This is a genomic window from Streptomyces sp. NPDC026394 (assembly GCF_055567735.1).
In genome coordinates, this window is sequence record NZ_JBVHPX010000003.1 from 653,609 (window position 1) to 676,892 (window position 23,284).

Genomic DNA, 23,284 nt, shown 5'->3' on the forward strand with positions numbered 1-23,284 from the left:
CCGTGGGATACTCGGTGGCAAACCCTTTCCACACCAACGGAACGGCCTTCATTCCATGACAGCGGTCCCTTCCCTCGCAGCCACGGTCAACCAGCGCGTCGCGGACGCCCTCTCGGCAGCCCTGCCGGAGGCCGGCGCCGCGGACCCGCTGCTGCGACGAAGCGACCGGGCCGACTTCCAGGCCAACGGCATGCTGGCGCTGGCCAAGAAGCTCAAGGGCAACCCGCGGGAGCTGGCCTCCCAGGTCGTCGGGCAGCTCGCCGCCGGTGACGTGATCAAGGAGATCGAGGTCTCCGGGCCCGGCTTCCTGAACATCACCGTCTCCGACGAGGCGATCGTCCGGACGCTGGCCGCGCGCGCCGCCGACGACCGTCTCGGCGTCCCGTACGCCGAGAACCCGGGCACCACGGTCATCGACTACGCGCAGCCGAACGTCGCCAAGGAGATGCACGTCGGCCATCTGCGCTCCGCCGTGATCGGCGCCGCGATGGTCGAGATCCTGGAGTTCACCGGCGAGAAGGTGGTCCGCCGCCACCACATCGGCGACTGGGGCACCCAGTTCGGCATGCTCATCCAGTACCTGATCGAGCACCCGCACGAGCTGGATCACCAGCGCGACGACGCCTCCGCCGAGGTCTCCGGCGAAGAGGCCATGTCGAACCTGAACCGCCTCTACAAGGCGTCCCGCGCGCTGTTCGACTCCGACGAGGAGTTCAAGGACCGTGCCCGCCGCCGCGTCGTCGACCTCCAGGCCGGTGACGAGGAGACGCTCGCCCTGTGGCAGCGCTTCGTCGACGAGTCGAAGGTCTACTTCTACTCGGTCTTCAACAAGCTCGACATGGAGATCCGGGACGCGGACGTGGTCGGCGAGTCCGGCTACAACGCCATGCTGGAGGAGACCTGCCGACTGCTGGAGGAGTCCGGCGTGGCGGTCCGCTCCGACGGCGCGCTCTGCGTCTTCTTCGACGACGTCAAGGGCCCGGACGGCAACCCGACCCCGCTGATCGTCAAGAAGTCCAACGGCGGCTACGGCTACGCGGCCACCGACCTGTCGGCCATCCGCGACCGGGTGCAGGGCCTCGGCGCCTCGACCCTGCTGTACGTGGTCGACGCCCGCCAGTCGCTGCACTTCAAGATGGTCTTCGAGACCGCCCGCCGGGCCGGCTGGCTGGGCGAGGACGTCGACGCCGTCCAGCTCGCCTTCGGCACCGTCCTCGGCAAGGACGGCAAGCCGTTCAAGACCCGTGAGGGCGAGACGGTGCGGCTGGTGGACCTGCTCGACGAGGCGGTGGAGCGGGCGACCGCCGTCGTACGGGAGAAGGGCGAGAACATCGGCCTGACCGAGCAGGAGATCACCGAGAACGGCTTCCAGGTCGGCATCGGCGCCGTGAAGTACGCGGACCTGTCCACCTCGGCCTCCCGCGACTACAAGTTCGACCTGGACCAGATGGTCTCGCTCAACGGCGACACCAGCGTGTACATCCAGTACGCGTACGCCCGTGTGCAGTCCATCTTCCGGCGTGCCGGGGACGCCGCCCCCAAGGCCCACCCGGAACTGGAGCTGGCCCCGGCGGAGCGCGCGCTGGGCCTGCACCTGGACCAGTTCGGTGAGGTCCTGGCGGAGGCGGCGGCCGGTTACGAGCCCCACAAGCTGGCCGCGTACCTCTACCAGCTCGCCTCTCTCTACACGACCTTCTACGACCAGTGCCCGGTCCTGAAGGCCGAGGGCGGCAGCGCGCAGGTGGAGAACCGCCTGTTCCTGTGCGAGCTGACGGCCCGCACGCTGCACCGCGGCATGGCGCTGCTGGGCATCCGGACGCCCGAGCGGCTCTGACGCCCGCCTGACACATAGGCGTACGGGAAGGCCCCGCCGGAACCGATCGTTCCGGCGGGGCCTTCCCGCTGTCCGCGCTCAGCTCCCGTAGGGAGCCCAGGCGTTCCGGTCCCACCGGTAGATGTACTGCGGACGTCCCTTCGTCGCGCTCGTACGGAACGGCTTGCCGTGGTCGTCCAGGCGCAGCGTGCCGCGCCGCCCGCCGCTGCTCCACTCCAGCTCCAGGTACCAGCTGACGTCGTTCGCCTCCGCGTGCGCGTCCACGTACAGCATCTGCGGGTCGGAAGCCGACACCTTGAACGGGAAGTCGGTCGCCGGAATCCTCCGGTCCCCCTGCTCCCCGGCCACCGGCCGTGTCACCGGCTGCGCCGCGTCCAGACCGACGTCGAACGAGGCCGGGGTGAGCCCGCCGCCGCAGCCGTCGCCCATGGAGTACGCCGAACCCGCCACCGACGCCGTGCGCGTGGTGGTCCGTACGGTCAGCGAGTGCAGGACGACGGCCTGGTCACTGATGCCCTGCACGGCCAGCGCCACCCTGAGGTGACCACCCGGCACCCCGCCGAGCGCGTTCGCCCAGCCGCGCGCGCTCACCCCGGTGGGCGGTGGCGGGACCTCGGTGGGCGGCTTGTCGAGCATGTACCAGCGGTCGCAGGGGTCGTCCCAGTTGTTCGTACGGACGTCGACGGTGAGCGGGGTGCCGCTGTTGCCGTCCCGGCCACTGCCGCCGCCCGCCTCGCCCTTGCCCTCCCCGGCCGCGTCACCGGACTCGCTCCCGCCGACCGACGCGCTGCTCCGCTTCGGCTCCTCGGCCGCCCCCGAAGCGGACGCGGACGAGGACGGGGACGGCGTGGCGGAGGCCCCGCCGTCCGGCACCGGGCCGTCCCCGCCACGGGCCGTACGGGCGGCCGTCTGCGCGGCCGCCCGGGCCGGCCGCTCCGGGTCCGAGGAGGACGTGGTGCTGATGGCGACGGCGGGCGCGGCCAGCGCGACCACGGCGGCAGCCGCGAGGGCCAGGCGGAGCTTGGGGCGGGTGGTGCGGGTGGGGGTGGTCGTGGGGGTGGGGGCGGGCGTTTCCGCGGAGGCGGGAGGGGAAGCCGGCTCGGGGGCAGGCTCGGGGTTCGGCACGGACGCGGGAACCGGTACGGACCCGGAACCCGGCACGGACCCGGGCACGGACTCGGACTCGGACTCGGACACAGCAGCCTCGACTACCTCCGCAGCCGCCGTCCCCGCCTCCTCCGCCTTGTCGTCCCCCGCCGCCGTCCGCCGCCCCCGCGTCGCGTCCGCCAGGATCCACCGGCGGTGCAACTCGACCAGTTCCTCGGACTGCGCGCCGCACAACCGGGCCAGTCGCTCCACGGGCGCGTAATCCGCCGGCACCGCGTCGCCGTTGCAGTAGCGGTGCAGCGTGGACGTACTCATGTGCAGACGTTTGGCCAGGGCGCCGTAACTCAGCCCTGACCTCGTCTTCAACGTGCGCAGCAGTGCCGCGAAACCGTCCGTGCCGGAAGCCGTGCTCACCGTTTCCCCTCCTGCCCGTCCCGGAACTCCGTTCCAGGGAGCCCCCATTCCCCCAGGTCAGAGTACGCGCAATCGTTCCAGCGTCCCGGATGTCCCGGCGGCCGTTGTGGCCGGGACGGACCGTCGCCCAGGCTGTGATCACTGACGACGCCCTGACCAGGGGCCTTACCGGGGGAGCAGCCGTGCGGACGCGATTCCGCTTTTCTCTCGAACCGGCCGATCTCGCGGCACTGGGCGTACTGACCGTCTGTGTCGTCGTCGTAGCGGCCGTACTCCACAGCTTCTGACCCCACCCGGCCGACCGTCCCTTTCCCATCACCTCACGGGGAGCACCACCCATGCGTTCGCGTCTCTTCTCCACCCGTACCGCCCGAGTCGCCGCCTCCGCCGCGGCCGTCGCCGCCGCTCTCTCCCTGACCGCCTGCGGCGGTGCCGAGGACGGCAAGAAGGCCGCCGGGGCCGGGCAGCCCGTGGCCTCGGCCGGGTCGGCCCCCGCCGCCGGCCAGGGCTCCTCGGCCGGTTCCGACGCCGGTCCCGGTTCCGGCTCCGCGGACAGCTCGGGCCCGTCGGCCAAGTCCCCCTCGGGCGCGGGTTCGCAGGGCGGTCACGGCTCGCAGGCGTCTCCTGCCAGGACCGGTTCCGGGGGCAAGCACGGCACCTCTACGGGCGGGAAGTCCACCACCTGCACCGCGGCCAACACCAAGGTGACCGTCTCCAAGCTCAGCCGCCCCATCAACCACATCCTCCTCACCCTCACCAACACCGGCTCGACCCGCTGCGACGCGTACCACTACCCGGCCCTCCGCTTCGACGACGCCCAAGCTCCCACCGACGTCCTGCAGAGCAGCAAGCCGCAGTCCGTGGTCTCCGTCGAGCCGGGCCAGTCCGCGTACGCGGCGGTGCGCACGTCGGACGCCACCGGAGAGGCCGAGGGGGGCAGGACGGTGCACAGCCTGGACGTGTTCTTCGCGAACCGGGACGGCAGCTACGCCGAACGCCCGGCCCACCCGAAGCTGCCGAAGGGCACGTACATCGACGACTCCGCCCAGGTCACGTACTGGCAGAGCGAGCTGGACGACGCCCTCTGACAGCGGCCACGGCCCTGCCGGGCTTGCGCAACCAACCCCTCCACCCTCGACGTCCCCACCAGCAACAGCGAACCGGGGGACTGAGGAAAGGACACACCATGCGCAAGCCCACACCGGCACTCACCCGGCGGTCCGTGCTCGGCACCGGCCTCGGCCTCGGCCTGGGCGGCGCGCTCGCCCTCGGCACCACCACGGCGAGCGCCGCCCAGGCCGGCCCCACCGCCGCGCCCGCCGTCACCCACCGCGCCGCCACCCGTCGCCTCCGCGAGCTGGAGCGGGAACACCAGGCCCGCATCGGCGTCTTCGCCCTCAACCTCGCCACCGGCGCCACGCTGCTCCACCGCGCCCACGAACGCTTCCCCATGTGCTCCGTCTTCAAGGGGCTCGCCGTCGCGGCCGTGCTGCGCGACCTCGACCACGACGGCACCCAGTTGTCCCGCGTCATCCGCTACACCGAGGCCGACGTGCGGAAGGCCGGCCATGTGCCCATCACGTCCCAGCACGTCGCCGAGGGCATGTCCGTACGGGACCTGTGCGACGCGGCGGTCCGGTACAGCGACAACTGCGCCGCCAACCTCCTCCTGCGCGAGCTGGGCGGCCCGACCGCCGTCACCCGCTTCTGCCGGTCCCTCGGCGACCCGGTGACCCGCCTGGACCGCTGGGAGCCCGAGCTGAACTCCGGCGAACCGGGCCGCCGTACGGACACCACCTCCCCGTACGCCATCGCCCACACCTACCGCCGCCTCGTGCTCGGCAACGCCCTGGACCGCCCCGACCGCGCGCTCCTGACCGACTGGCTGCTGCGCAGCACCACCAGCGTGGAACGTTTCCGCGCGGGCCTGCCGAAGGACTGGAAGGTGGCCGACAAGTCCGGCGGCGGCAGCACGTACGGGACGAGCAACGACGCGGGCATCGCCTGGACCCCCGACGGCACCCCGCTCGTCCTCGCGGCCTTCACCCACAAGCCGACACTGCCCGACGCCTCGGGGGACACCCCGTTGATCATCAAGACCGCCACGGTGCTGGCCGAGGCGGTCGGACGGGCACCCTCGCCCGTGTAAGCGGTGGTCCGGGGCGGTACCCCCGGTCCCGCCCCGGACCACCGGCCTCACCCGTACACCTTCCTACCGCACATGCCGTGCGCGGTGCCCATGATCTGCGACGTCTGCTTGCCGGTGATCCCGAGTTCCCGCTTGGTCTTGAGGGCTTGGTCCACGAAAGCCTGCCCACGAGTGATGCAGAGCGCGTTGCCATGGGCGACGAGCACGTCGTCACTGATGCGGTCCAGGTCCGGGTAGTGCTCCCGGATCGTCTTCAGGTAGAACTTCGCCGCGAAGCCGGTCAGACCGCGTACTTCATCGGGGGTCGCCGACGGGCTTCCGGTCGGGGCGGCCGAGGCGGACGCGGATGCGGACGCGGACACGGACGCAGGAGCCGGAGTCGCCGCGGAACTCGCCCCACTGTCGCCGGACGGGCCGCATGCCGAGATACCGAAGGCGGCGAGCGCGAGGCAGGTGGCGAGCAGGGGCAGACGCTTGTGCATGAATCTCCCGTTACATGAGTGAACCGAGAGATTGTCCTCCATGTCCGACGTACTCCACGACTGAATTGTTCTGCGGACCGGTACGTTTTCCGGCATGTCGCACATACCCGCCGACCCGCCGACCCCCGGTTTCCCGCCGCCGCCCGGCCACCCGCACTCCGACGGCTTCCCGCCCACCGGCGGCCCGGCGCTCCGGCCCACCTGGGGCCTCGCCACCGCGCTCACCGCGCTGCTCTGCCTGGTCATCGCCACCGACGTCCTCGCGCTCGGCGCCGACCTCACCATGCGTACGGTGCTGGACAACCTGGCCACCACCACCGAACAGCAGGCCGACCGCGCCGACATGCTGTACGGGGTGGCCGCCGTCCTCCAGGGCACCATGCTGATCCCCACCGCCGTCGTCTTCATCATCTGGTTCCACCGGTCCCGGGTGAACGCCGAGCACTACACGCGGGATGTGTGCACGCTGGGCAGCGGCTGGGCCATCGGCTCCTGGTTCATACCGATCGGCAACCTGTGGCTGCCGTTCCGCGTCGCCAGGGAGACCTGGCAGTCCAGCGCCCAGTCGGCGCCCGACGGCTCCTGGCGCGAGGTCTCCACCACATGGGTGCGGGCCTGGTGGCTGCTGTGGTTCCTCACGCTGGTCATCGGCCGGATCGGCAACACCCTCTACGACAGGGCCGATCTCCCGGACACCCTCCGCCTGGCGGTGTCCGTGGTCGCACTCTCCGACCTCCTGGACCTCGCCGCGGCCGCCCTCGCCATCCTCTTCGTCCGCAAGCTGTCCCGTATGCAGCAGGTACCCGCGGCGCCGTACGCGGTCGCGCCCACCGGCCCTGCCCCGTACGGCTCCGCCTGACCGAAGCCTCCCGGCCGGCACCGGACCCGTAACCCGTAGGTCGAGGCGCCCCATCGGCGCCTTGACCTTCACATCGGTGTCAACACTTACGGTCCCGCGCATGTCACCCAGTCCCGGGCGGCGGCCCCGCCCGACCACTCAGCTCCTTCACCTCTCCGCCCTCGTCTTCATCATCGGCACCATCGAATTCCTGCCGGTCGGCCTGCTGCCCGACATCAGCAGCGACCTGGACGTCACCCCGTCCCGTACCGGACTCCTCGTCACGGTCTACGCCTTCACCGTCGGCCTGACCGCGGCCCCGCTCACCGCCCGCGCCTCCGCCTGGCCCCGCAAGCGTCTCTTCCTGACCACCTGTGCCGTCTTCATGGCCGCCACCGCGCTCTCCGGGCTCTCGCCCAACTACGCCACCCTCGCGGCGACCCGGCTCCTCTGCGGTCTGGCGCACGGTGTCTTCTACGCCATCGTCGCCGGTTACGCGGCGGCCATCGCCGGGCCGGACCGCTCGGGCCGCGCCACGGCGATCGTCTTCGCGGGCGTGTCCTTGGCCTTCGTCGTCGGGGTCCCCCTCGGCACGGCCGCCGGTACGGCCTTCGGTTGGCGCACCGCGTTCCTCGCCACCGCCGCGCTGGGCACGGCCACTCTCCTCACCGCGGCACGCCTGCTGCCGCAGGTCCCACCCGGCCCCGCCCTCCGCGTGTCCGACCTCCCCCGCGTGGCCCGTACGCCGGGCCTGCGCCCGGTCGTCCTGACCACCGGACTCGTCATCCTCGGCCACTTCACGCTCTACACGTACGTGACGGAGTACCTCCACGACGCCGCCGGCTTCGCCCCCGCGGCCATCAGCCCCGTACTCCTCCTCTTCGGCCTCGCGGGCATCGCGGGCACCTGGCTCAGCGGCGCCCTCGTCGACACCCGCCCCCGCGCCACGCTCCTCGGCACGCTCGCCCTGATGGCCGTGTCCCTCATCACCCTGGGCGCAGCCCCGACCCACCGCCCCCTCCTCTTCCTCTCCATCGCCACCTGGGGCATGGCCTGCACCGCACTCCCCGTCTGCTTCCAGACCGCCGTCCTACGTACGTCCGGTGACGCCCCCGACGCGGCCTCGTCCCTCTACGTCGCCGCGTTCAACACCGGCATCGGTGGCGGCGCGCTGGCCGGTGCGCTCCTCCTGACCGTCTCCCCGCCAGCGGCCCTCCCCTGGGCCGCCCTGCCCCTGCTCCTGGCCGGCACGGCCATCACCCTCCCGCCGCGAACCCGCCTCCGCCCCCGCCGCCCCGCAACGGACACTCCTCCCCCAACTCGAACCACATCACCTTGCCCCCGCCCGACCCCAACGCCCCCGACCCGTAAGCGAACCCGCCGAAGCTCTCGGCACACAACCTGACCAGCCCCAACCCCCGCCCGGCCTCGGCCGCCGGTCCGGGCACCGCGGCCACTCCGAAACTCGGCAGCTCCGGATTCCCGTCCCACACGCTGACGCGCAAGCGCGCCCCGATCCGCTTCACCCGCACGTTGGCGGGCCCCTTCGCGTACCGGTACGAGTTGGCGATCAACTCCGCCGCCAACAGCTCCGCCCCGTCGACCAGCCCCGTCTCCCCGTGCTCCTCCAGCACCAGCCGCACCACCCGCCGCGCGACACGCGGAGCACGGGGGTTGTCGGACATCTCGAACGCGTACTCCCAGTCACCGGACATGCGAAGCCTCCGTTGCGGATGCGCAGTTGACTCACGCGGAGCGTGAGTGACGTGCGGCACACAGTAGCGGCGTCGGCGCCACTATGCACCCGCCTTCGGCACATAAATGCTCCGCTGGACCATGACTGGCTGCCCCGGCAGACTGTGCGCGACACGAGAGCGAGGGTCGATGCCGCCCAGGACCACACCGACAGTGCGCCAGCAGCGTCTGGGCGCCGAGCTGCGCAAACTTCGCGAGAGCGCTGGGATGACCGCTTCCGCCGCAGGCTCCCTGCTCGGCGTCGATCAAGCACGCATCAGCAACATCGAGCGCGGCCGAGCGGGCATCAGCGCCACCCGCCTACGCACGCTGGCGTGCAATTACGCCTGCGGGAACGAAAAGCTCATCGACGCACTCGCGGCCATGGCCGGCGACCGCGTCCGACACTGGTGGGAGGAGTACCGCGGCACTCTGCCTGCCGGGCAACTCGACATCGCCGAGATGGAATTCCATGCCACCGAACTCCGAACGGCACAGACCTCCACATTGCCCGGCCTGCTCCAGACAATCGACCATGCGCGCGTCGTCTTCAACCAGGGCGTGCCGCCCCTGCCGCCACATGAGGTCGAGCACCGCACCTCGTTCCGCATCAAACGACAGGCGGCCATTTACCGGGACGGTGCTGCCCCCTACACCGCGATCATTCACGAAGCAGCCCTGCGCATGCAGTTCGGCGGACGCGCGATCGCCCGCAAACAGCTTGAGCACATCACCGCGACGAGTGAACGTGACAACGTCACCGTGCTCGTGATCCCGTTCTCGCGCGGCGAGTTCCCTGGTTCCGGACAGACGATCACGTACGCGTCCGGGCCGACGCCGGAACTCGACACCGTGCAACTCGACCAGATGGGTGGCCCCGCATTCCACGATGCCACCGCGCAACTGTCGCGACACCGCGCCGTCATGGAGCTGCTGACGCAAAAGGCGCTCACCGCAGCCGCATCCCGGGATTTCATCCACAGCATCGCCCGCGAACTCTGAAAGGCGTCACCGTGCCGTCCACCCACTGGCAGAAGTCGTCCTACTGCGCCGACTCCAGCAACTGCCTCAACCTCGCCGCACTCCCCGACCACACCATACGCATCCAAGAAAGCGAAACCCCGCACACGGTGGTCACCACCACCCGGAATCAGCTCGGCCTTCTCATAGGTGCCATCAAAGGCGACACCCTCGCCTCGGACTCCTGAGCCCTACCGCGCCCGTCGCTGAACCGGCCACGCCGTCAGGTCCCGTACGAACTCGCTGTAGGAGCGATTCGAACCGTCGGACGTCGCCGGGCACCACCTTGCCCGGGCACCACTCCGACCTCACCCCACCTCCTTGTAAAAGAACGTGCAGTCCCGCAGCTCCCCCTCCGGGCCCGTCGCGTACGCGGGGACCGTGCCGTACGGGGTCCAGCCGGTGCTGCGGTACAGACGGTCCGCCGCGCTGTCCGACTCCGTGTCGAGGAGCAGGAGGCGGAAGCCGGAGCGGGCGGCGGACTGTTCGGCCGTGGTGAGGAGGGCGCGGCCCAGGCCCTGGCCGCGGGCGGCATGGTGGACGAGGAGTTTGACGATTTCGGCGCGGTGGCGGCCGTTCGGTTTGCCGGGGTGGGCGAGGCTGATGGTGCCGGTGATGCCTTCGGAGGCTTCGGTCACCCAGATGTCCAGGGTTCCGTCGGCCACGGCGGGGCGTTGGGTCCGCCACCAGGCCGCCGCCGCATCGTGGTCGAAGGGGGCCACGAAGCCGAGGGAGGACCCGCCGGCGACGGTTTCGGCGAGGAGGGCGGCCAGGCCCGGGACGCTGCGGTCGAAGGCGGCGGGGGTGAGGTGGGTGATGGTGAAGGCGGGAGAGGTGGTGTGGGTCATGGGAGGACCACCATCAAGGCGTAACGCGCGGCATCGGTACCCGTGTTGCGGAAGCGGGTGGGGCCCCAGAGGCGGAAGCGGAGGCAGTCGCCCGGGGTGAGGGTGTGTGCCGTACCGCCTGTGGTGATCTCCAACCGGCCGTCGAGCAGCCAGATGTGCTGCTCCATGCCGGGTACGGGCGGCGGGCTGTCGTAGGCGATGTCGGCGCCCGGTCGCAGGGTGGCCTCGACGACCTCGCCGCGGAGGTTGGGATGGGGCGGTGAGACGGAGCGCCGGGTGAAGCCGGAGGGTTCGTCGTGCCAGACGGGCTGTCCGTCGGCCCGTACGAGTTGGGGTGGTTCCGACTCGACCTCGGCCAGCAGCCGGGACATCGGCCGTTCGTACGCCGCGCACAGCCGGTTCAGCAGCGCCGCTGTGGGGCTGATCTCGGCCCGTTCCAGGCGGGAGAGGGTCGACCGGCTCACCTCCGTACGCCGGGCCAGTTCGTCGAGCGACCAGCCGCGCTCCGTACGCAACTCCGCCAGACGGGCGGCGAGTCGGGACTGCATGGGGTCGGTCTGCCCGCCGTCGTCGGCACCTCGGGCCGACTCCTCGGTTCTCATGTCCGGGAATTTATCCCAGATACGGGAGGCGGGGAAGAGGGCCCGGTACATGGCGGCGCCCCGGACCGCTCGTGCGGCCCGGGGCCCGTGTGCTCAGCCGTCCGTCAGCGCGCCGTCAGCTTGTTGGCGGCCTTCTCGATCTGTGCGGAGAAGGCGCTCACCTTCGTGTAGACGCCGGGCTTGCCGGGCCGCGCGCAGCCCTCGCCCCAACTGGTGATGCCGACCTGGACCCAGTCGCCGTCCCCGTCGCGGCGGAACAGCGGGCCGCCGGAGTCGCCCTGACAGGTGTCGACGCCGCCCTCCGCCAGGAAGCCGGCACAGAGCTCCTCACCGGGGGTGAGCAGGTCGCCGTACGCCTGCTTGCAGGCAGTCATGTTCACGAACGGGACCTGGGCCTTGCGCAGGTAGCGCTGCTGGGGGCCGCTCTCCCGGCTGGCGCCCCAGCCGGCGATGGTGAACTTGCCGCGGTCGAAGTTGTCGTCCTCGGCGAGATGCAGCGTCTCCTGGTTCTTGATCGGCGTGGCGAGCTTGATCAGCGCCCAGTCCTTGCCCTTGCCGTCGTACCCGGGTGCCTGCGCGACCTCGGTGGACTTCACCTTGATCGCCTTGGGGTTCTGGAGGTCCACGACGCCCGCGGTGACGGTGATGCCGGTGTTGGGGCCGCTGCCGTCCACGCAGTGCGCGGCGGTCAGGACGACGTCCTCCCGGATGAGGGAGCCGCCGCAGCCCATCGAGAGCCGGACCATGAACGGGAACTCGCCCTGCTTGGCGGGCGGTCCGCCGATGATCTGCTGGCCGGGGGTCGGCGACGGGGCCGGTGCGGCGGTGGCGCCGCCTGCCGACTGGAGGGCGACCGCCGCCGCCACGGCGGCACCAACGGCTATGGATCTCTTGACACATCTCGCGGAGCGCTTCAAGGACTTCCCTCTCGCGTCGGAGGCACATCGGTGTCCAGCACTCCAGTCGCCGCCGCGCGGCACACCGAGGCACCACCGGGTGCGCAGTCCTGCGCCCCAAGTGCCTCGGTGTCACTGGAGTGTTGTGATTATGTGGACGCCCCCAAAGATGCACAAGGTTCTGAAACCGGCCACTTCCCGAGTAGGCCGGGTGAGAGAGACGTATCCGTATCCGGGTGGTTCGGGCCAATTGACGTACGAGTACGGGCGGGTGGGCGGCGCAACGGCGCGGCACGGCGGCCGGTTCGCGGCGAGCACCCGCCCGCGCGGACTCAGCGCCGCAGCTGGTCCGCCGCCTTGGCGATGGCCTGCGAGAAGGCGCTCACCCGCGTGTAGACGCCAGGCTTGCCGGGCCGCGCGCAGCCATCGCCCCAACTGGTGATGCCGACCTGGATCCAGGCGCCGTTGTTGTCCTTGCGGAACATCGGACCGCCGGAGTCGCCCTGGCAGGTGTCGATGCCGCCGGTCGACATGATCCCGGCGCAGATCTCCTCACCGGGGATGTACGCGCTCCCGTACGCCCGCTGGCAGGTGGGGGTGTCGACGAACGGCACCGTCGCCTTGCGCAGGTAGCGCTGCTGGCCGCCGCCCTCGCGCGTGGCGCCCCAGCCCGCGACGGTGAAGTCGCCCGAGTCGTAACGGCCGTCCGTGGTGACGGGGAGAGTGGGCAGGTTGGTGATCGGGCGGGCCAGCTTGATCAGCGCCCAGTCCTTGCCCGAGCCGTTGTAACCGGGTGCCTGGAGCACCTTGGTGGACTTGACCTTGATCGCACTGGCGCTCTGGAGGTCCACGACGCCGGCCGTGGCGGTGATGGAGGTGTTGTTGCCGCTGCCGTCCACGCAGTGCGCGGCGGTGAGCACGATGTCAGGACGGTAGAGGGCGCCGCCGCAGCCCATGGACAGCCGTACCATGAACGGGAATTCGCCTTGCGCGGCGGGCACGCCGCCGACGATCCGCGTACCGGGCGTGCCGCTCGACGGGGTCGGCTCACCGGCGGCACTGGCGGCGGCGGGCTGGAGCGACAGGGCCGCCAGGGCGACGGCGCCGAGGGCGACGGATCTCTTCAGGAGTCTCGCGGAACGGGTCACCGGGCTTCCTTTCCGAGGGGGTGGCGCGCGCCCGGCGGTCACCGGGACACGCCGGACAGCTTGATCGGGTCATGCCAAGTACGCGCGTCCGAAGGGCCCGGGGAACGGGACGTGCGTGGGGGAAGGGGCACCACGACGCGGCAGAGCGTTGTGATTATGCGGACGCCACGAACGGGTCACAAGTCACGGAACCGGCCAACTGCTTCGGACGTTCGAGTAGTTGGGCGCGGGGGCGGAAAGGAGGTGGCGGACGGTCAAGGCGCCCTCGCGACCGGTATCCGGCCGCCCGGTATGGACCCAACCCGTCCGCCGTCCCCTCAGCCGCCTCCCCCGGCGCCCAGGCCACGGCGGCACGCACGCACTGGTCGGACGACGCACCACCACGCCGCCGGACGTTCGAGGAAACGGCTGCTCCTGCCCGGACTCACCCGCGGAAGTCGTTCGTCGGCCAACTACCGCGCTCGCCCCACCGGTTTCTGATGCGCGTTTTTGGCTCTGCCGCAACACCCCCAGGCCCTGCTTGGCTTTGCCTCGCATGTACGAAACAGCCGACAGGTGCGACACACCCGACATGCGCCATCTGTTCCCCGACGTGCCTCTTCCCTGGCACACCGCCCGGGACACCGACCAAGGAGAGCCATGAAGCCCGTGCTCAGACCCGCGTTGGCCGTAGCCGCCCTCGCGCTCGCCGCGACCGCCACGACCGTCTCCCCTGCCACCGCCACCGCGCCCGCCCCCCAGGGCACGTACTGCACCTACATCGTCGACACCGGCCAGGGCGGCTGCTTCGCCACCCGGGCGCAGGCCGACCGGTTCGGCAACGCCAAGGCCGACTACAAGATCCTCGGCAAGATGTGGACCGACGCCAACTCCGGCGGCAGCGAGCTGGCGCTGCGCGGCAGCGTCGGCTGCAACTGGCGCTACCCGGAGTTCCACAGCCTCGGCACGTGGGGCTACAACGACAACATCAGCTCCGTCGAGGGCGTGGCCTGCCCGATCACGCTCTGGGAGCACGGCGACTTCCGCGGCGCCAAGCAGACGTACTACGGGTACGTCCCGTACGTCGGCGACGGCATGAACGACAAGGCCAGCTCGGTCAGCTTCGACCTGCGCTGAGCAGCGCTGCTCAGCACGCGGGCCGCGTCCCCGACGGGACGCGGCCCGTACCGGCCGGTCAGGCCGCGTAGTGCACGGTGCCCGACATCCCGGCCGCGCCGCCGCCGCAGACCTGCCGGTAGCGGGCGGAAAGGCCGGTCACCTTGCCCTCCTCGGTGAAGTACAGGCGGTCGACGGTGAACTCGCCCCTGGCGTCCGCGCAGGCACGCCCGTTGCCGTGGACCTCCAGCGTGGCAGCGCCCTCGGCGCCGGTGACCTGATACGTACGCCCGGCGGTCAGCCGCTCGCCCGTCGGCGGCCGGAACTCCGCCGTCCAGTACTCCCGCTTGCCCTCGACCCCGAACGAGACGCCGCCGCCGTAGCTGTCCGACAGCCGGAAGGTGCTGGTGGCGCCGGTGTGCGTCACCGACTTGCCCTGCCCGACCCAGTCGCCGACGTCGCTCTTGTACGTGTACGACAGCGGCAGCGCACGGTACTTGACCGTCCCCTTGAGCGGCTGGGCCGCCGCCGACTCGCACTTCTGCGTGTACGAGGCGTCGAGGAGCGTGACCGCGCCCGACGCGTCCGTGGCGATCTGGTCCACGGTGAACTGCCCGTACACCTCGTTGCAGCCGCGGCCGTTGCCGCCGACGTCGAGGCCGGGCGAGCGGCCGGTGCGGAACGCGGCCCGCTCGGCGTCACGGTAGACGCCGGGGCGCAACTGCTCGCCCTTGGGGGCGGCGATGTCGATGTCCCACAGGTCCTCGGCGCCCTCGACCCGGACGCGGACCTCCCCGGCGTTCCCGGTCAGGGTGATCTTCGCGGTCGGCTCCCGGTACGTACCGGCCCTGCCCTGCCCGATGTAGTCCCCCGCCACGCTCGTGTACGTGTACGAGGTGACCGGCGTCGGCCCGGCCGCCGCAGCGGCCGGCGTGGCCAGCGCCCCGCCGAGACCGGCCGCCGTACACAGCGCGACGGCGGCGCTCCCGACGGAACGCCGCCATCTCTCCAGGCGAATCCTCATGTCCGCACCCCTCCCTGTCGCTACGTCGCATGTCCTGTGCCCGGTACGGGACTTGGGTACACGCGTGCGACGCCGCAACAGCAGAGGTACAGGTGGGGAACTAGAGCTTGCGCGCGACCTCCGTCGCCCAGTAGGTCAGGATCATGTCCGCGCCCGCGCGCTTGAAGCCGGTCAGGGCCTCCAGGATCGCCGCGTCGCGGTCGATCCAGCCCTTCTCGGCGGCGGCTTCGACCATCGCGTACTCACCCGAGATCTGGTACGCGGCGACCGGCACGTCCACCGCTTCCGCGATCTTCGCCAGCACGTCCAGGTACGGCATGCCCGGCTTGACCATCACCATGTCGGCGCCCTCCTGGAGGTCGAGCGCCAGCTCGCGCAGCGACTCGCGGGAGTTGCCGTAGTCCTGCTGGTAGGTCTTGCGGTCGCCCTGGAGGGACGAACCGACCGCCTCGCGGAACGGGCCGAAGAAGGCCGAGGCGTACTTCGCGGTGTAGGCCAGGATCGAGACGTCCTCGTGGCCGGTCTGGTCCAGCGCGTCACGGATGACGCCGATCTGGCCGTCCATCATGCCGCTCGGGCCGACCGTATGGACGCCCGCGTCCGCCTGGACCTGCGCCATCTCGGCGTAGCGCTCCAGCGTCGCGTCGTTGTCCACCCGGCCCTCGGCGTCCAGGACGCCGCAGTGGCCGTGGTCGGTGTACTCGTCCAGGCACAGGTCCGACATGATCACCAGGTCGTCACCGACCTCGGCGCGCACATCGCGGATGCCCTGCTGGAGGATGCCGTCCGGGTCCGTGCCGGCCGTACCGGCCGCGTCCTTCTTCGCGTCCTCCGGCACGCCGAACAGCATGATCCCGGCGACGCCCGCCTCGACCGCCTCGACGGCGGCCTTCCGCAGCGTGTCACGGGTGTGCTGCACGACGCCCGGCATCGCGCCGATCGGCACCGGCTCCGAGATCCCCTCCCGCACGAACGCGGGCAGGATCAGATCCGCCGGGTGCAGGCGGTGTTCGGCGACCATCCGGCGCATGGCCGGCGTGGTGCGCAGCCGGCGCGGCCGCGCGCCGGGGAAAGTGCCGTACGTACTGCTGCTCAACTGCGAGCCCTCCTACGCGATCCGGGCCGGCGCTCACTGGGACGCGTGACCGGGTCACCGGCCTCCAGCGCGGCATCGCGCCGCGCCGCGCCGAACTCCGCGAGCGCTTCGGCCAACTTGTGCACCGACGGCTCGGGCGACATGACGTCCACGCGCAGCCCGTGCTCCTCGGCGGTCTTTGCGGTGGCCGGTCCGATACAGGCGATCACGGTCACGTTGTGCGGCTTGCCGGCGATGCCGACCAGGTTGCGCACCGTGGAGGACGAGGTGAACAGCACGGCGTCGAAACCGCCGCCCTTGATCGCCTCGCGGGTCTCCTGCGGCGGCGGCGAGGCCCGTACGGTCCGGTAGGCCGTGACGTCGTCGACCTCCCAGCCCAGCTCGATCAGGCCCGCCACCAGCGTCTCGGTGGCGATGTCGGCACGCGGCAGGAACACCCGGTCGATCGGGTCGAAGACCGGGTCGTACGGCGGCCAGTCCTCCAGCAGCCCGGCGGCGGACTGCTCACCCGACGGTACGAGGTCCGGCTTCACACCGAAGGCGATCAGCGCCTTGGCGGTCTGCTCACCCACCGCCGCGACCTTGATCCCGGCGAACGCGCGGGCGTCCAGCCCGTACTCCTCGAACTTCTCCCGGACCGCCTTGACGGCGTTGACCGAGGTGAAGGCGATCCACTCGTAACGGCCGGTGACCAGGCCCTTGACCGCGCGCTCCATCTGCTGCGGGGTGCGCGGCGGCTCCACGGCGATGGTCGGCACCTCGTGCGGCACCGCGCCGTACTCGACGAGCTGGTCGGAGAGCGACGCGGCCTGCTCCTTGGTCCGCGGCACGAGGACCCGCCAGCCGAACAGCGGCTTGTTCTCGAACCACGAGAGCTGGTCGCGCCGGGCCGCGGCCCCGCGCTCACCGACCACGGCTATGACCGGCTGCCCGCCGTCCGCCGACGGCAACACCTTCGCGGCCTTCAGCACCTGGGCGACCGAACCGAGCGTCGCGTTCCAGGTGCGCTGGCGTGTCGTCGTACCGGCGACGGTGACCGTCATCGGCGTGTCCGGCTTGCGGCCCGCGGAGACCAGCTCGCCGGCCGCCGCGGCCACCGAGTCCAGCGAGGTGGACACGACGGCGGTCGCGTCGCTGGCGCCCACCTCCGTCCAGCAGCGCTCGCCGGCGGTCCGCGCGTCGATGAACCGCACGTCCGTGCCGTCCGCGTCGCGCAGCGGCACACCGGCGTACGCGGGCACGCCGACCGCGGCGGCGATGCCCGGCACGACCTCGAAGACGACGCCCTCGGCGGCGCACGCCAGCATCTCCTCGGCGACGTGCGCGTCCAGTCCGGGGTCGCCGGACACCGCACGCACCACCCGCTTGCCGGTGCGCACAGCCGACATGACAAGATTGGTGGTGTCCCTAAGCGCGGGTACACCAGCGGTGGTTGACGCTTCGTCAGCCGTGGGCTGCTGCGGCGTGTCCACATGCGGCCGCGCATGCGCGCGGACGACGTCGAGCACCTGCGGGTCGGCGACCAGCACGTCGGCGCGGGCCAGTGCCTCGACGGCACGCAACGTCAACAGGCCCGGGTCTCCGGGACCGGCGCCGATGAAGGTGACCTGGCCGACGGCAGGGTGATTCGGGGCGGTGGGGCTCAAAGTGCTCGCTCCCCCATAAGACCGGCCGCACCCTTCGCGAGCATCTCGGCGGCGAGTTCGCGCCCCATGTTCACGGGGGTCGCCGCGTCGCCGAGAGAGGCGGGTACGTGTCCGGTGGTGGACAGCTGCACCAGCGTCGAGCCGTCGGTCGTGCCGACGACGCCACGCAGGCGCATTTCGGTGACAGCCTGCCCGTCGGCCTGCAGGTCGGCCAGCGCACCCACAGGTGCGGAGCAGCCGGCCTCCAAGGCGGCGAGCAGGGAACGCTCGGCGGTCACGGCGGCCCGGGTGAACGGGTCGTCGAGCTCGGCGAGCTGGGCGGCGAGCTGCGCGTTGTGCGCGGCGCACTCCACCGCCAGGGCCCCCTGGCCGGGGGCGGGCAAAATCATGTCGGACGACAGGTGCTCCGTCGCCTCCTCGATCCGGCCGAGCCGGGACAGCCCGGCCGCGGCCAGCACGACCGCGTCCAGCTCGCCCTTCTCGACGTAACCGATACGGGTGTCGATGTTCCCGCGGATCGGCACGGCCTCCACCTGCCGGCCCAGCGAACGCGCCCAGGCGTTCAACTGCGCCATGCGGCGCGGCGAGCCGGTCCCCACACGGGCACCGTCCGGCAGCTCCTCGAAAGTCAGACCGTCGCGCGCCACCAGTACGTCACGCGGGTCCTCGCGCGGCGGTACGGCGGCCAGCGCCAGCTCGGCGGGCTGCGCGGTCGGCAGGTCCTTGAGCGAGTGCACGGCGAAGTCGATCGTCCCGTCGAGCAGCGCGTCGCGCAGCGCGGAGACGAACACACCGGTGCCGCCGATCTGCGCCAGGTGCTCCCGCGAGGTGTCGCCGTAGGTGGTGATCTCCACCAGCTCTACCGGGCGGCCGGTGACCTCGCGCACCGCGTCCGCCACCGTCCCGGACTGGGCCATGGCGAGCTTGCTGCGCCGGGTCCCCAGCCTCAGGGCCCGTGGATTGCTGTCAGTCATGCCCGCTCCCGTGCTGTGTGCGGGCCATCGGCCCGCGTGTCGGCCCGGCTGACGGCGGCAACCGTCTGCGGGTCGAGATCGAAGAGTTCTCGCAGCGCGTCCGCGTAACCGGCGCCGCCGGGTTCGCTGGCGAGCTGCTTGACCCGCACGGTGGGCGCGTGCAGGAGTTTGTCGACGACCCGGCGCACGGTCTGGGTGATCTCCGCGCGCTCCTTGTCGTCGAGGTCGGGAAGGCGGCCGTCCAGCCGGGCGATCTCGCTCGCCACGACGTCCGCCGCCATGGTGCGCAGCGCGACCACCGTCGGCGTGATGTGCGCCGCCCGCTGCGCCGCGCCGAACGCGGCCACCTCGTCGGAGACGATGCCGCGCACCCGGTCCACGTCGGCCGCCATCGGCGCGTCCGCGGACGCGTCGGCGAGGGACTCGATGTCGACGAGGCGCACGCCCTCGGCCCGGTGGGCGGCGGCGTCGATGTCGCGCGGCATGGCCAGGTCGAGCAACGCCAGCTCGGGTGCCGGCGCGACCGCGCTGCCGGAACCGCCAGCGGTACCGGCGTACCCGTCACCGGCCGCGATCCGGGCGGCGCGGGTCTCCGCGGCCGTCTCGATCGCCTCGCCGGTCAGCACCAGGCCGGTGGCCCCCGTGCAGGAGACCACGACGTCGGCCAGGGCCAGCTCGGACTGTACGGCGGTCATCGCCACGGCGCGGGCGGTCAGCCCGTTCAGCGCGCCCGCCGAGCCCGGCTCGGTCAGGATCCGCGTCAGCCGCTCGGCGCGCTCCACCGTCCGGTTGGCCACCGCCAGTTCGCTCACCCCGGCCCGTACGAGCGTGGTGGCGGCCAGCGACGACATCGACCCGGCGCCGATGACCAGGGCACGCTTGCCCCGGGCCCACTCGGCGACGTCGGTGTCGCCCGCCAGCTGCTCCAGACCGAAGGTGACCAGCGACTGGCCCGCCTTGTCGATCCCGGTCTCGCTGTGGGCCCGCTTGCCGACCCGCAGCGCCTGCTGGAACAGGTCGTTCAGCAGCCGGCCCGCGGTGTGCTGCTCCTGCGCGACCGCGAGCGCGTCCTTGATCTGGCCGAGGATCTGGCCCTCGCCCACGACCATCGAGTCCAGGCCGCAGGCCACCGAGAAGAGGTGGTGGACGGCCCGGTCCTCGTAGTGCACGTACAGGTACGGGGTCAGCTCGTCCAGGCCCGCGCCGCTGTGCCGGGCCAGCAGGGTGGACAGCTCGGCGACACCGGCGTGGAACTTGTCCACGTCGGCGTACAGCTCGATGCGGTTGCAGGTGGAGAGCACCGCGGCCTCGGCGGCCGGCTCCGCCGACACCGTGTCCTGGAGCAGCTTGCCGCGCGCCTCGGGGGCGATGGCCGCGTGCTCCAGCACGCTCACGGGGGCACTGCGGTGACTGAGCCCGACAACGAGGAGGCTCATGCTTTCACCTCGCCACGCGAGGCACAGCCTTCGCCTGTGACGCGCCTTTTGTTGATTCGCTCGCTCATGCCGGCATCACGGCGGGTACGTCCCCGTCGGGTCCCTTGCGGTCGGACGCACCGGTGGACGCGTCCGGGCCGGTCTTGCCCGCGGCCTCGCGCACTTCGCGCACGGCCCGCCGGGCCTCGCGCGCGGCGACGGCGCGGGCGTCGTCGGACTCGTCGTCCTGACCCGCGTCCTCGCCCGCCTTGCGCTGCTCGTGGAAGGCCAGGATCTGCAGTTCTATCGACAGGTCGACCTTGCGCACGTCCACGCCGTCCGGGACGGTCAGCACGGTCGGCGCGAAGTTCAGGATGGAGGTGACGCCGGCGGCCACCAGGCGGTCGCAGACCTGCTGGGCGGCGCCGGCGGGCGTCGCGATCACGCCGATCGAGACGCCGTTGTCCTTGATGATCTTTTCCAGCTCGTCGGTGTGCTGGACGGCGATGCCCGCCACCGGCTTGCCCGCCATCGCCGGGTCGGCGTCTATGAGCGCGGCGACGCGGAACCCGCGGGAGGCGAAGCCGCCGTAATTGGCCAGGGCGGCGCCGAGGTTACCGATACCGACGATCACGACCGGCCAGTCCTGCGTCAGACCCAGCTCGCGGGAGATCTGGTAGACGAGGTACTCCACGTCGTAACCGACCCCGCGGGTGCCGTACGAGCCCAGGTAGGAGAAGTCCTTGCGCAGCTTCGCGGAGTTGACCCCCGCGGCGGCGGCGAGTTCCTCGGAGGAGACCGTGGGGACCGAGCGCTCGGAGAGCGCGGTCAGCGCGCGCAGATACAGCGGAAGCCGGGCGACGGTGGCCTCGGGAATCCCTCGGCTTCGGGTCGCCGGTCGGTGAGTTCGGCCAGTTGCCACGGTGCTCCTGCGGGTAGAGCGGGGCTGTGGACGGCCGTAGGTTTCCCGACCGCCCCGTCGACAGCAGGCTATGTCTTTGTGAACGCGTGCACAAAGATGGTGTCCGCTTTGTCCGGCCAAAGTGACCGGGGTCACGCAGCTTTTACACCGCTTCGCGGAACCAACTCCCCCGGCGCACCGTTCACACGTTTCGCGCCGGTAACACGGGAGCGCCGACGGCCGCACGCGCCCTCACTCCTCACCGCTATCACCCCGGAAACCTACAAATCGCCCACCGATGGTAGTCGACTCAGGCGACTATCCGCCCCGCACGGCGACGGAGTGACGCGGACACGACAGCGACTGCCGGCGACGCGACGGCGACCCGGCAGCGCCCCGGACGGAGGCACAATTACGGTCATGGCCTCCCTCTTCAGCCGCAGCACCCGCAAGAACCCCGCCGACAGCACGGTCACGCTCATCGGCAAGCCCGGCTGCCACCTGTGTGATGTCGCACAGGAAGTCGTCGAGCGCGTCTGCGCCGAGACCGGCGCCTCCTGGGAGAAGAAGGACATCACCCAGGACCAAGAGCTTTACCGCAAGTACTGGGAACAGATTCCGGTCGTCCTCGTGGACGGCGCGCAGCACGATTTCTGGCGGGTCGACCCCCAGCGGCTGCGCAAGGCACTGGGCGCCTGACGGTACGAGCCGCCGGCCCGGCAGCGGTACGAGCCCGTCTACGCCCCGCAGGCCAGGCCCCGTACGGCACCGGAACCGCCCGGCGTACGCCCGCACGGCAGCGCACGCCCCGGCCGCCCGGCGCCGTCCCGGGATGGCCGTAACGCAACGGTCCGCCGGACCGCGGCCGCCCGACATCCGGCCGTAACCGGCCGCACCGAACAACCTGGCTACGCTAGCTACATGGCCCACCCGTCGTCCGCCCGCCGTCCCCGTAGGAACGCCTACGGCGCGCTCCTCCCCACGGGGTGGTTCAACCGCCGTAGGCGCCACGCCACCGCGCGCAGCGTGCTCGCAGGCGAGGCCGCCGCCGAGGCCGCACGCAAGTCCTCACTGGAGGCCGAGGCACAGGAGGCGGCCACCCAGGGCGAGGACCCCGAAGAACCGGAGTTCCCGGTCGTCGGCGACACCCACGCCGCCGCCTTCTTCGACCTCGACAACACCGTCATGCAGGGCGCGTCCCTCTTCCACTTCGGACGCGGCCTGTACAAGCGGCGCTTCTTCCACAAGCGTGACCTGGCCCGCTTCGTCTGGCAGCAGATCTACTTCCGTTTCATCGGCTCGGAGAACCCCGAGCACATGGCGGACGCCCGCAACAGCGCGCTCTCCATCGTCCAGGGCCACCGCGTCGCCGAGCTGATGACCATCGGCGAGGAGATCTACGACGAGTACATGGCCGAACGGATCTGGCCCGGCACCCGCGCCCTCGCCCAGGCCCACCTGGACGCCGGCCAGAAGGTCTGGCTGGTCACCGCCGCCCCCGTCGAGACCGCGACGATCATCGCCCGGCGGCTCGGGCTGACCGGCGCGCTCGGCACCGTCGCCGAGTCCGTCGGCGGCGTCTACACCGGCAAGCTGGTCGGCGAGCCGCTGCACGGCCCCGCCAAGGCCGAGGCCGTACGGGCCCTGGCCGCCGCCGAGGGCCTGGACCTGGGGCGCTGCGCCGCCTACAGCGACTCCGCCAACGACATCCCGATGTTGTCGCTGGTCGGCCACCCGTATGCGGTCAATCCCGACGGACGACTGCGCAAGCACGCCCGCGAACAGGGCTGGCGACTGCGCGACTACCGGACCGGCCGCAAGGCCGCCAAGATCGGCATCCCGGCGGCGGCCGGCGTGGGCGCGCTCGCGGGCGGGGCGGCCGCGGCGGTGGCGCTCCAGCGGCGGAGGCGCTGAACCGGTTCTTCCGGCTGCCGCCTCTGCCTCCGGGGGTGCGTCCCCGCCTTCGGTCTGGTGGGGGTGCGCGTGCTGCGCGGAGGGCCCGGCGGGTGGGGGCTCGGGGTCACTCCGGGGTCACTCTCCCCCAGCCTCCGGCCGGGGGCG

Annotated in this window: 22 protein-coding genes; 10 read left to right on the forward strand and 12 right to left on the reverse strand. The window is 71.5% G+C overall.

What is annotated here, in order from left to right:
- The first annotated feature begins 55 nt into the window (after nt 1-55).
- Nucleotides 56-1,834 carry an arginine--tRNA ligase gene (gene argS, locus ACZ4QV_RS11385; RefSeq protein WP_361148916.1) on the forward strand — a complete coding sequence of 593 codons (1,779 nt, stop codon included), beginning with the start codon at nt 56-58 and terminating at the stop codon, nt 1,832-1,834.
- Nucleotides 1,835-1,912: 78 nt separating this feature from the next.
- Here the strand turns inward: argS and ACZ4QV_RS11390 are convergent, their stop codons facing one another.
- Complete coding sequence (locus tag ACZ4QV_RS11390) at nt 1,913-3,355, reverse strand: helix-turn-helix domain-containing protein (RefSeq protein WP_467762800.1); 1,443 nt, start codon at nt 3,353-3,355, stop codon at nt 1,913-1,915.
- Nucleotides 3,356-3,693: 338 nt separating this feature from the next.
- Between ACZ4QV_RS11390 and ACZ4QV_RS11395 the strand changes: the two genes are divergently transcribed.
- Both ACZ4QV_RS11395 and bla read left to right on the forward strand, forming a co-directional pair.
- Nucleotides 3,694-4,443 carry a DUF4232 domain-containing protein gene (locus ACZ4QV_RS11395; protein WP_467762801.1) on the forward strand — a complete coding sequence of 250 codons (750 nt, stop codon included), beginning with the start codon at nt 3,694-3,696 and terminating at the stop codon, nt 4,441-4,443.
- 98 nt (nt 4,444-4,541) lie between these two features.
- Nucleotides 4,542-5,504, forward strand: a complete 963-nt coding sequence (gene bla, locus ACZ4QV_RS11400) for a class A beta-lactamase (RefSeq protein WP_467762802.1) — start codon at nt 4,542-4,544, stop codon at nt 5,502-5,504.
- Between the two features lie 47 nt (nt 5,505-5,551).
- Here bla and ACZ4QV_RS11405 read toward each other — a convergent pair whose 3' ends face one another.
- Entirely contained in the window at nt 5,552-5,986 is a 435-nt protein-coding gene (locus ACZ4QV_RS11405) for a hypothetical protein (protein WP_467762803.1), read from the reverse strand.
- Nucleotides 5,987-6,080: 94 nt separating this feature from the next.
- On the opposite strand from ACZ4QV_RS11405, the gene ACZ4QV_RS11410 reads away from it, so the two are divergent.
- From ACZ4QV_RS11410 to ACZ4QV_RS11425, 4 genes are all read left to right on the forward strand, one after another.
- Nucleotides 6,081-6,845 carry a DUF4328 domain-containing protein gene (locus ACZ4QV_RS11410; protein WP_467762804.1) on the forward strand — a complete coding sequence of 255 codons (765 nt, stop codon included), beginning with the start codon at nt 6,081-6,083 and terminating at the stop codon, nt 6,843-6,845.
- Nucleotides 6,846-6,945: 100 nt separating this feature from the next.
- Nucleotides 6,946-8,229 carry an MFS transporter gene (locus tag ACZ4QV_RS11415; RefSeq protein WP_361148904.1) on the forward strand — a complete coding sequence of 428 codons (1,284 nt, stop codon included), beginning with the start codon at nt 6,946-6,948 and terminating at the stop codon, nt 8,227-8,229.
- Between the two features lie 479 nt (nt 8,230-8,708).
- Nucleotides 8,709-9,560: a helix-turn-helix domain-containing protein gene (locus ACZ4QV_RS11420; protein ID WP_361879205.1), complete on the forward strand. Its 852-nt coding sequence runs from the start codon at nt 8,709-8,711 to the stop codon at nt 9,558-9,560.
- An 11-nt stretch (nt 9,561-9,571) separates the two neighbouring features.
- The gene (locus ACZ4QV_RS11425; protein WP_361584095.1) at nt 9,572-9,766 is read left to right on the forward strand and encodes a DUF397 domain-containing protein; all 195 of its coding nucleotides are present in this window, start codon (nt 9,572-9,574) and stop codon (nt 9,764-9,766) included.
- Between the two features lie 120 nt (nt 9,767-9,886).
- Here the strand turns inward: ACZ4QV_RS11425 and ACZ4QV_RS11430 are convergent, their stop codons facing one another.
- The 4 genes from ACZ4QV_RS11430 to ACZ4QV_RS11445 all read right to left on the reverse strand — a co-directional run bounded on the left by ACZ4QV_RS11430 (nt 9,887) and on the right by ACZ4QV_RS11445 (nt 13,072).
- The gene (locus tag ACZ4QV_RS11430) at nt 9,887-10,426 is read right to left on the reverse strand and encodes a GNAT family N-acetyltransferase (protein WP_361148898.1); all 540 of its coding nucleotides are present in this window, start codon (nt 10,424-10,426) and stop codon (nt 9,887-9,889) included.
- Complete coding sequence (locus tag ACZ4QV_RS11435) at nt 10,423-11,028, reverse strand: helix-turn-helix domain-containing protein (RefSeq protein ID WP_361584092.1); 606 nt, start codon at nt 11,026-11,028, stop codon at nt 10,423-10,425. The genes ACZ4QV_RS11430 and ACZ4QV_RS11435 overlap by 4 nt, the downstream gene beginning before the upstream one ends.
- A gap of 104 nt (nt 11,029-11,132) precedes the next feature.
- On the reverse strand, nt 11,133-11,945 hold the full coding sequence (locus ACZ4QV_RS11440) for a S1 family peptidase (RefSeq protein WP_361584089.1): 813 nt from the start codon (nt 11,943-11,945) through the stop codon (nt 11,133-11,135).
- A gap of 311 nt (nt 11,946-12,256) precedes the next feature.
- The gene (locus ACZ4QV_RS11445; protein WP_467762805.1) at nt 12,257-13,072 is read right to left on the reverse strand and encodes a S1 family peptidase; all 816 of its coding nucleotides are present in this window, start codon (nt 13,070-13,072) and stop codon (nt 12,257-12,259) included.
- Between the two features lie 639 nt (nt 13,073-13,711).
- Here ACZ4QV_RS11445 and ACZ4QV_RS11450 point away from each other — a divergent pair.
- On the forward strand, nt 13,712-14,188 hold the full coding sequence (locus tag ACZ4QV_RS11450; protein ID WP_361148892.1) for a hypothetical protein: 477 nt from the start codon (nt 13,712-13,714) through the stop codon (nt 14,186-14,188).
- A 58-nt stretch (nt 14,189-14,246) separates the two neighbouring features.
- Here the strand turns inward: ACZ4QV_RS11450 and ACZ4QV_RS11455 are convergent, their stop codons facing one another.
- The 6 genes from ACZ4QV_RS11455 to ACZ4QV_RS11480 form a co-directional block, all read right to left on the reverse strand.
- A complete protein-coding gene (locus tag ACZ4QV_RS11455) occupies nt 14,247-15,191 on the reverse strand; it encodes a hypothetical protein (RefSeq protein ID WP_361636620.1) in 945 nt (314 codons plus the stop codon).
- Between the two features lie 100 nt (nt 15,192-15,291).
- Nucleotides 15,292-16,287 (reverse strand): porphobilinogen synthase, encoded by a 996-nt coding sequence (gene hemB / locus ACZ4QV_RS11460; RefSeq protein WP_361148888.1) that lies wholly within the window; start codon nt 16,285-16,287, stop codon nt 15,292-15,294.
- Nucleotides 16,284-17,933, reverse strand: coding sequence for a bifunctional uroporphyrinogen-III C-methyltransferase/uroporphyrinogen-III synthase (locus ACZ4QV_RS11465; protein WP_361148886.1), 1,650 nt, complete (start codon nt 17,931-17,933; stop codon nt 16,284-16,286). Before ACZ4QV_RS11465 ends, hemB begins: the two co-directional genes overlap by 4 nt.
- Nucleotides 17,930-18,907 (reverse strand): hydroxymethylbilane synthase, encoded by a 978-nt coding sequence (gene hemC, locus ACZ4QV_RS11470; protein WP_361584078.1) that lies wholly within the window; start codon nt 18,905-18,907, stop codon nt 17,930-17,932. Before hemC ends, ACZ4QV_RS11465 begins: the two co-directional genes overlap by 4 nt.
- Nucleotides 18,904-20,343 (reverse strand): glutamyl-tRNA reductase, encoded by a 1,440-nt coding sequence (locus ACZ4QV_RS11475; RefSeq protein WP_361148882.1) that lies wholly within the window; start codon nt 20,341-20,343, stop codon nt 18,904-18,906. The genes hemC and ACZ4QV_RS11475 overlap by 4 nt, the downstream gene beginning before the upstream one ends.
- A gap of 64 nt (nt 20,344-20,407) precedes the next feature.
- Nucleotides 20,408-21,244, reverse strand: coding sequence for a redox-sensing transcriptional repressor Rex (locus ACZ4QV_RS11480; RefSeq protein WP_361148880.1), 837 nt, complete (start codon nt 21,242-21,244; stop codon nt 20,408-20,410).
- A gap of 399 nt (nt 21,245-21,643) precedes the next feature.
- Here ACZ4QV_RS11480 and ACZ4QV_RS11485 point away from each other — a divergent pair, with 399 nt between their 5' ends.
- Nucleotides 21,644-21,922, forward strand: a complete 279-nt coding sequence (locus tag ACZ4QV_RS11485) for a glutaredoxin family protein (protein ID WP_361148878.1) — start codon at nt 21,644-21,646, stop codon at nt 21,920-21,922.
- A gap of 327 nt (nt 21,923-22,249) precedes the next feature.
- Nucleotides 22,250-23,137 carry an HAD family hydrolase gene (locus ACZ4QV_RS11490; RefSeq protein ID WP_467762819.1) on the forward strand — a complete coding sequence of 296 codons (888 nt, stop codon included), beginning with the start codon at nt 22,250-22,252 and terminating at the stop codon, nt 23,135-23,137.
- Nucleotides 23,138-23,284: the final 147 nt, after the last annotated feature.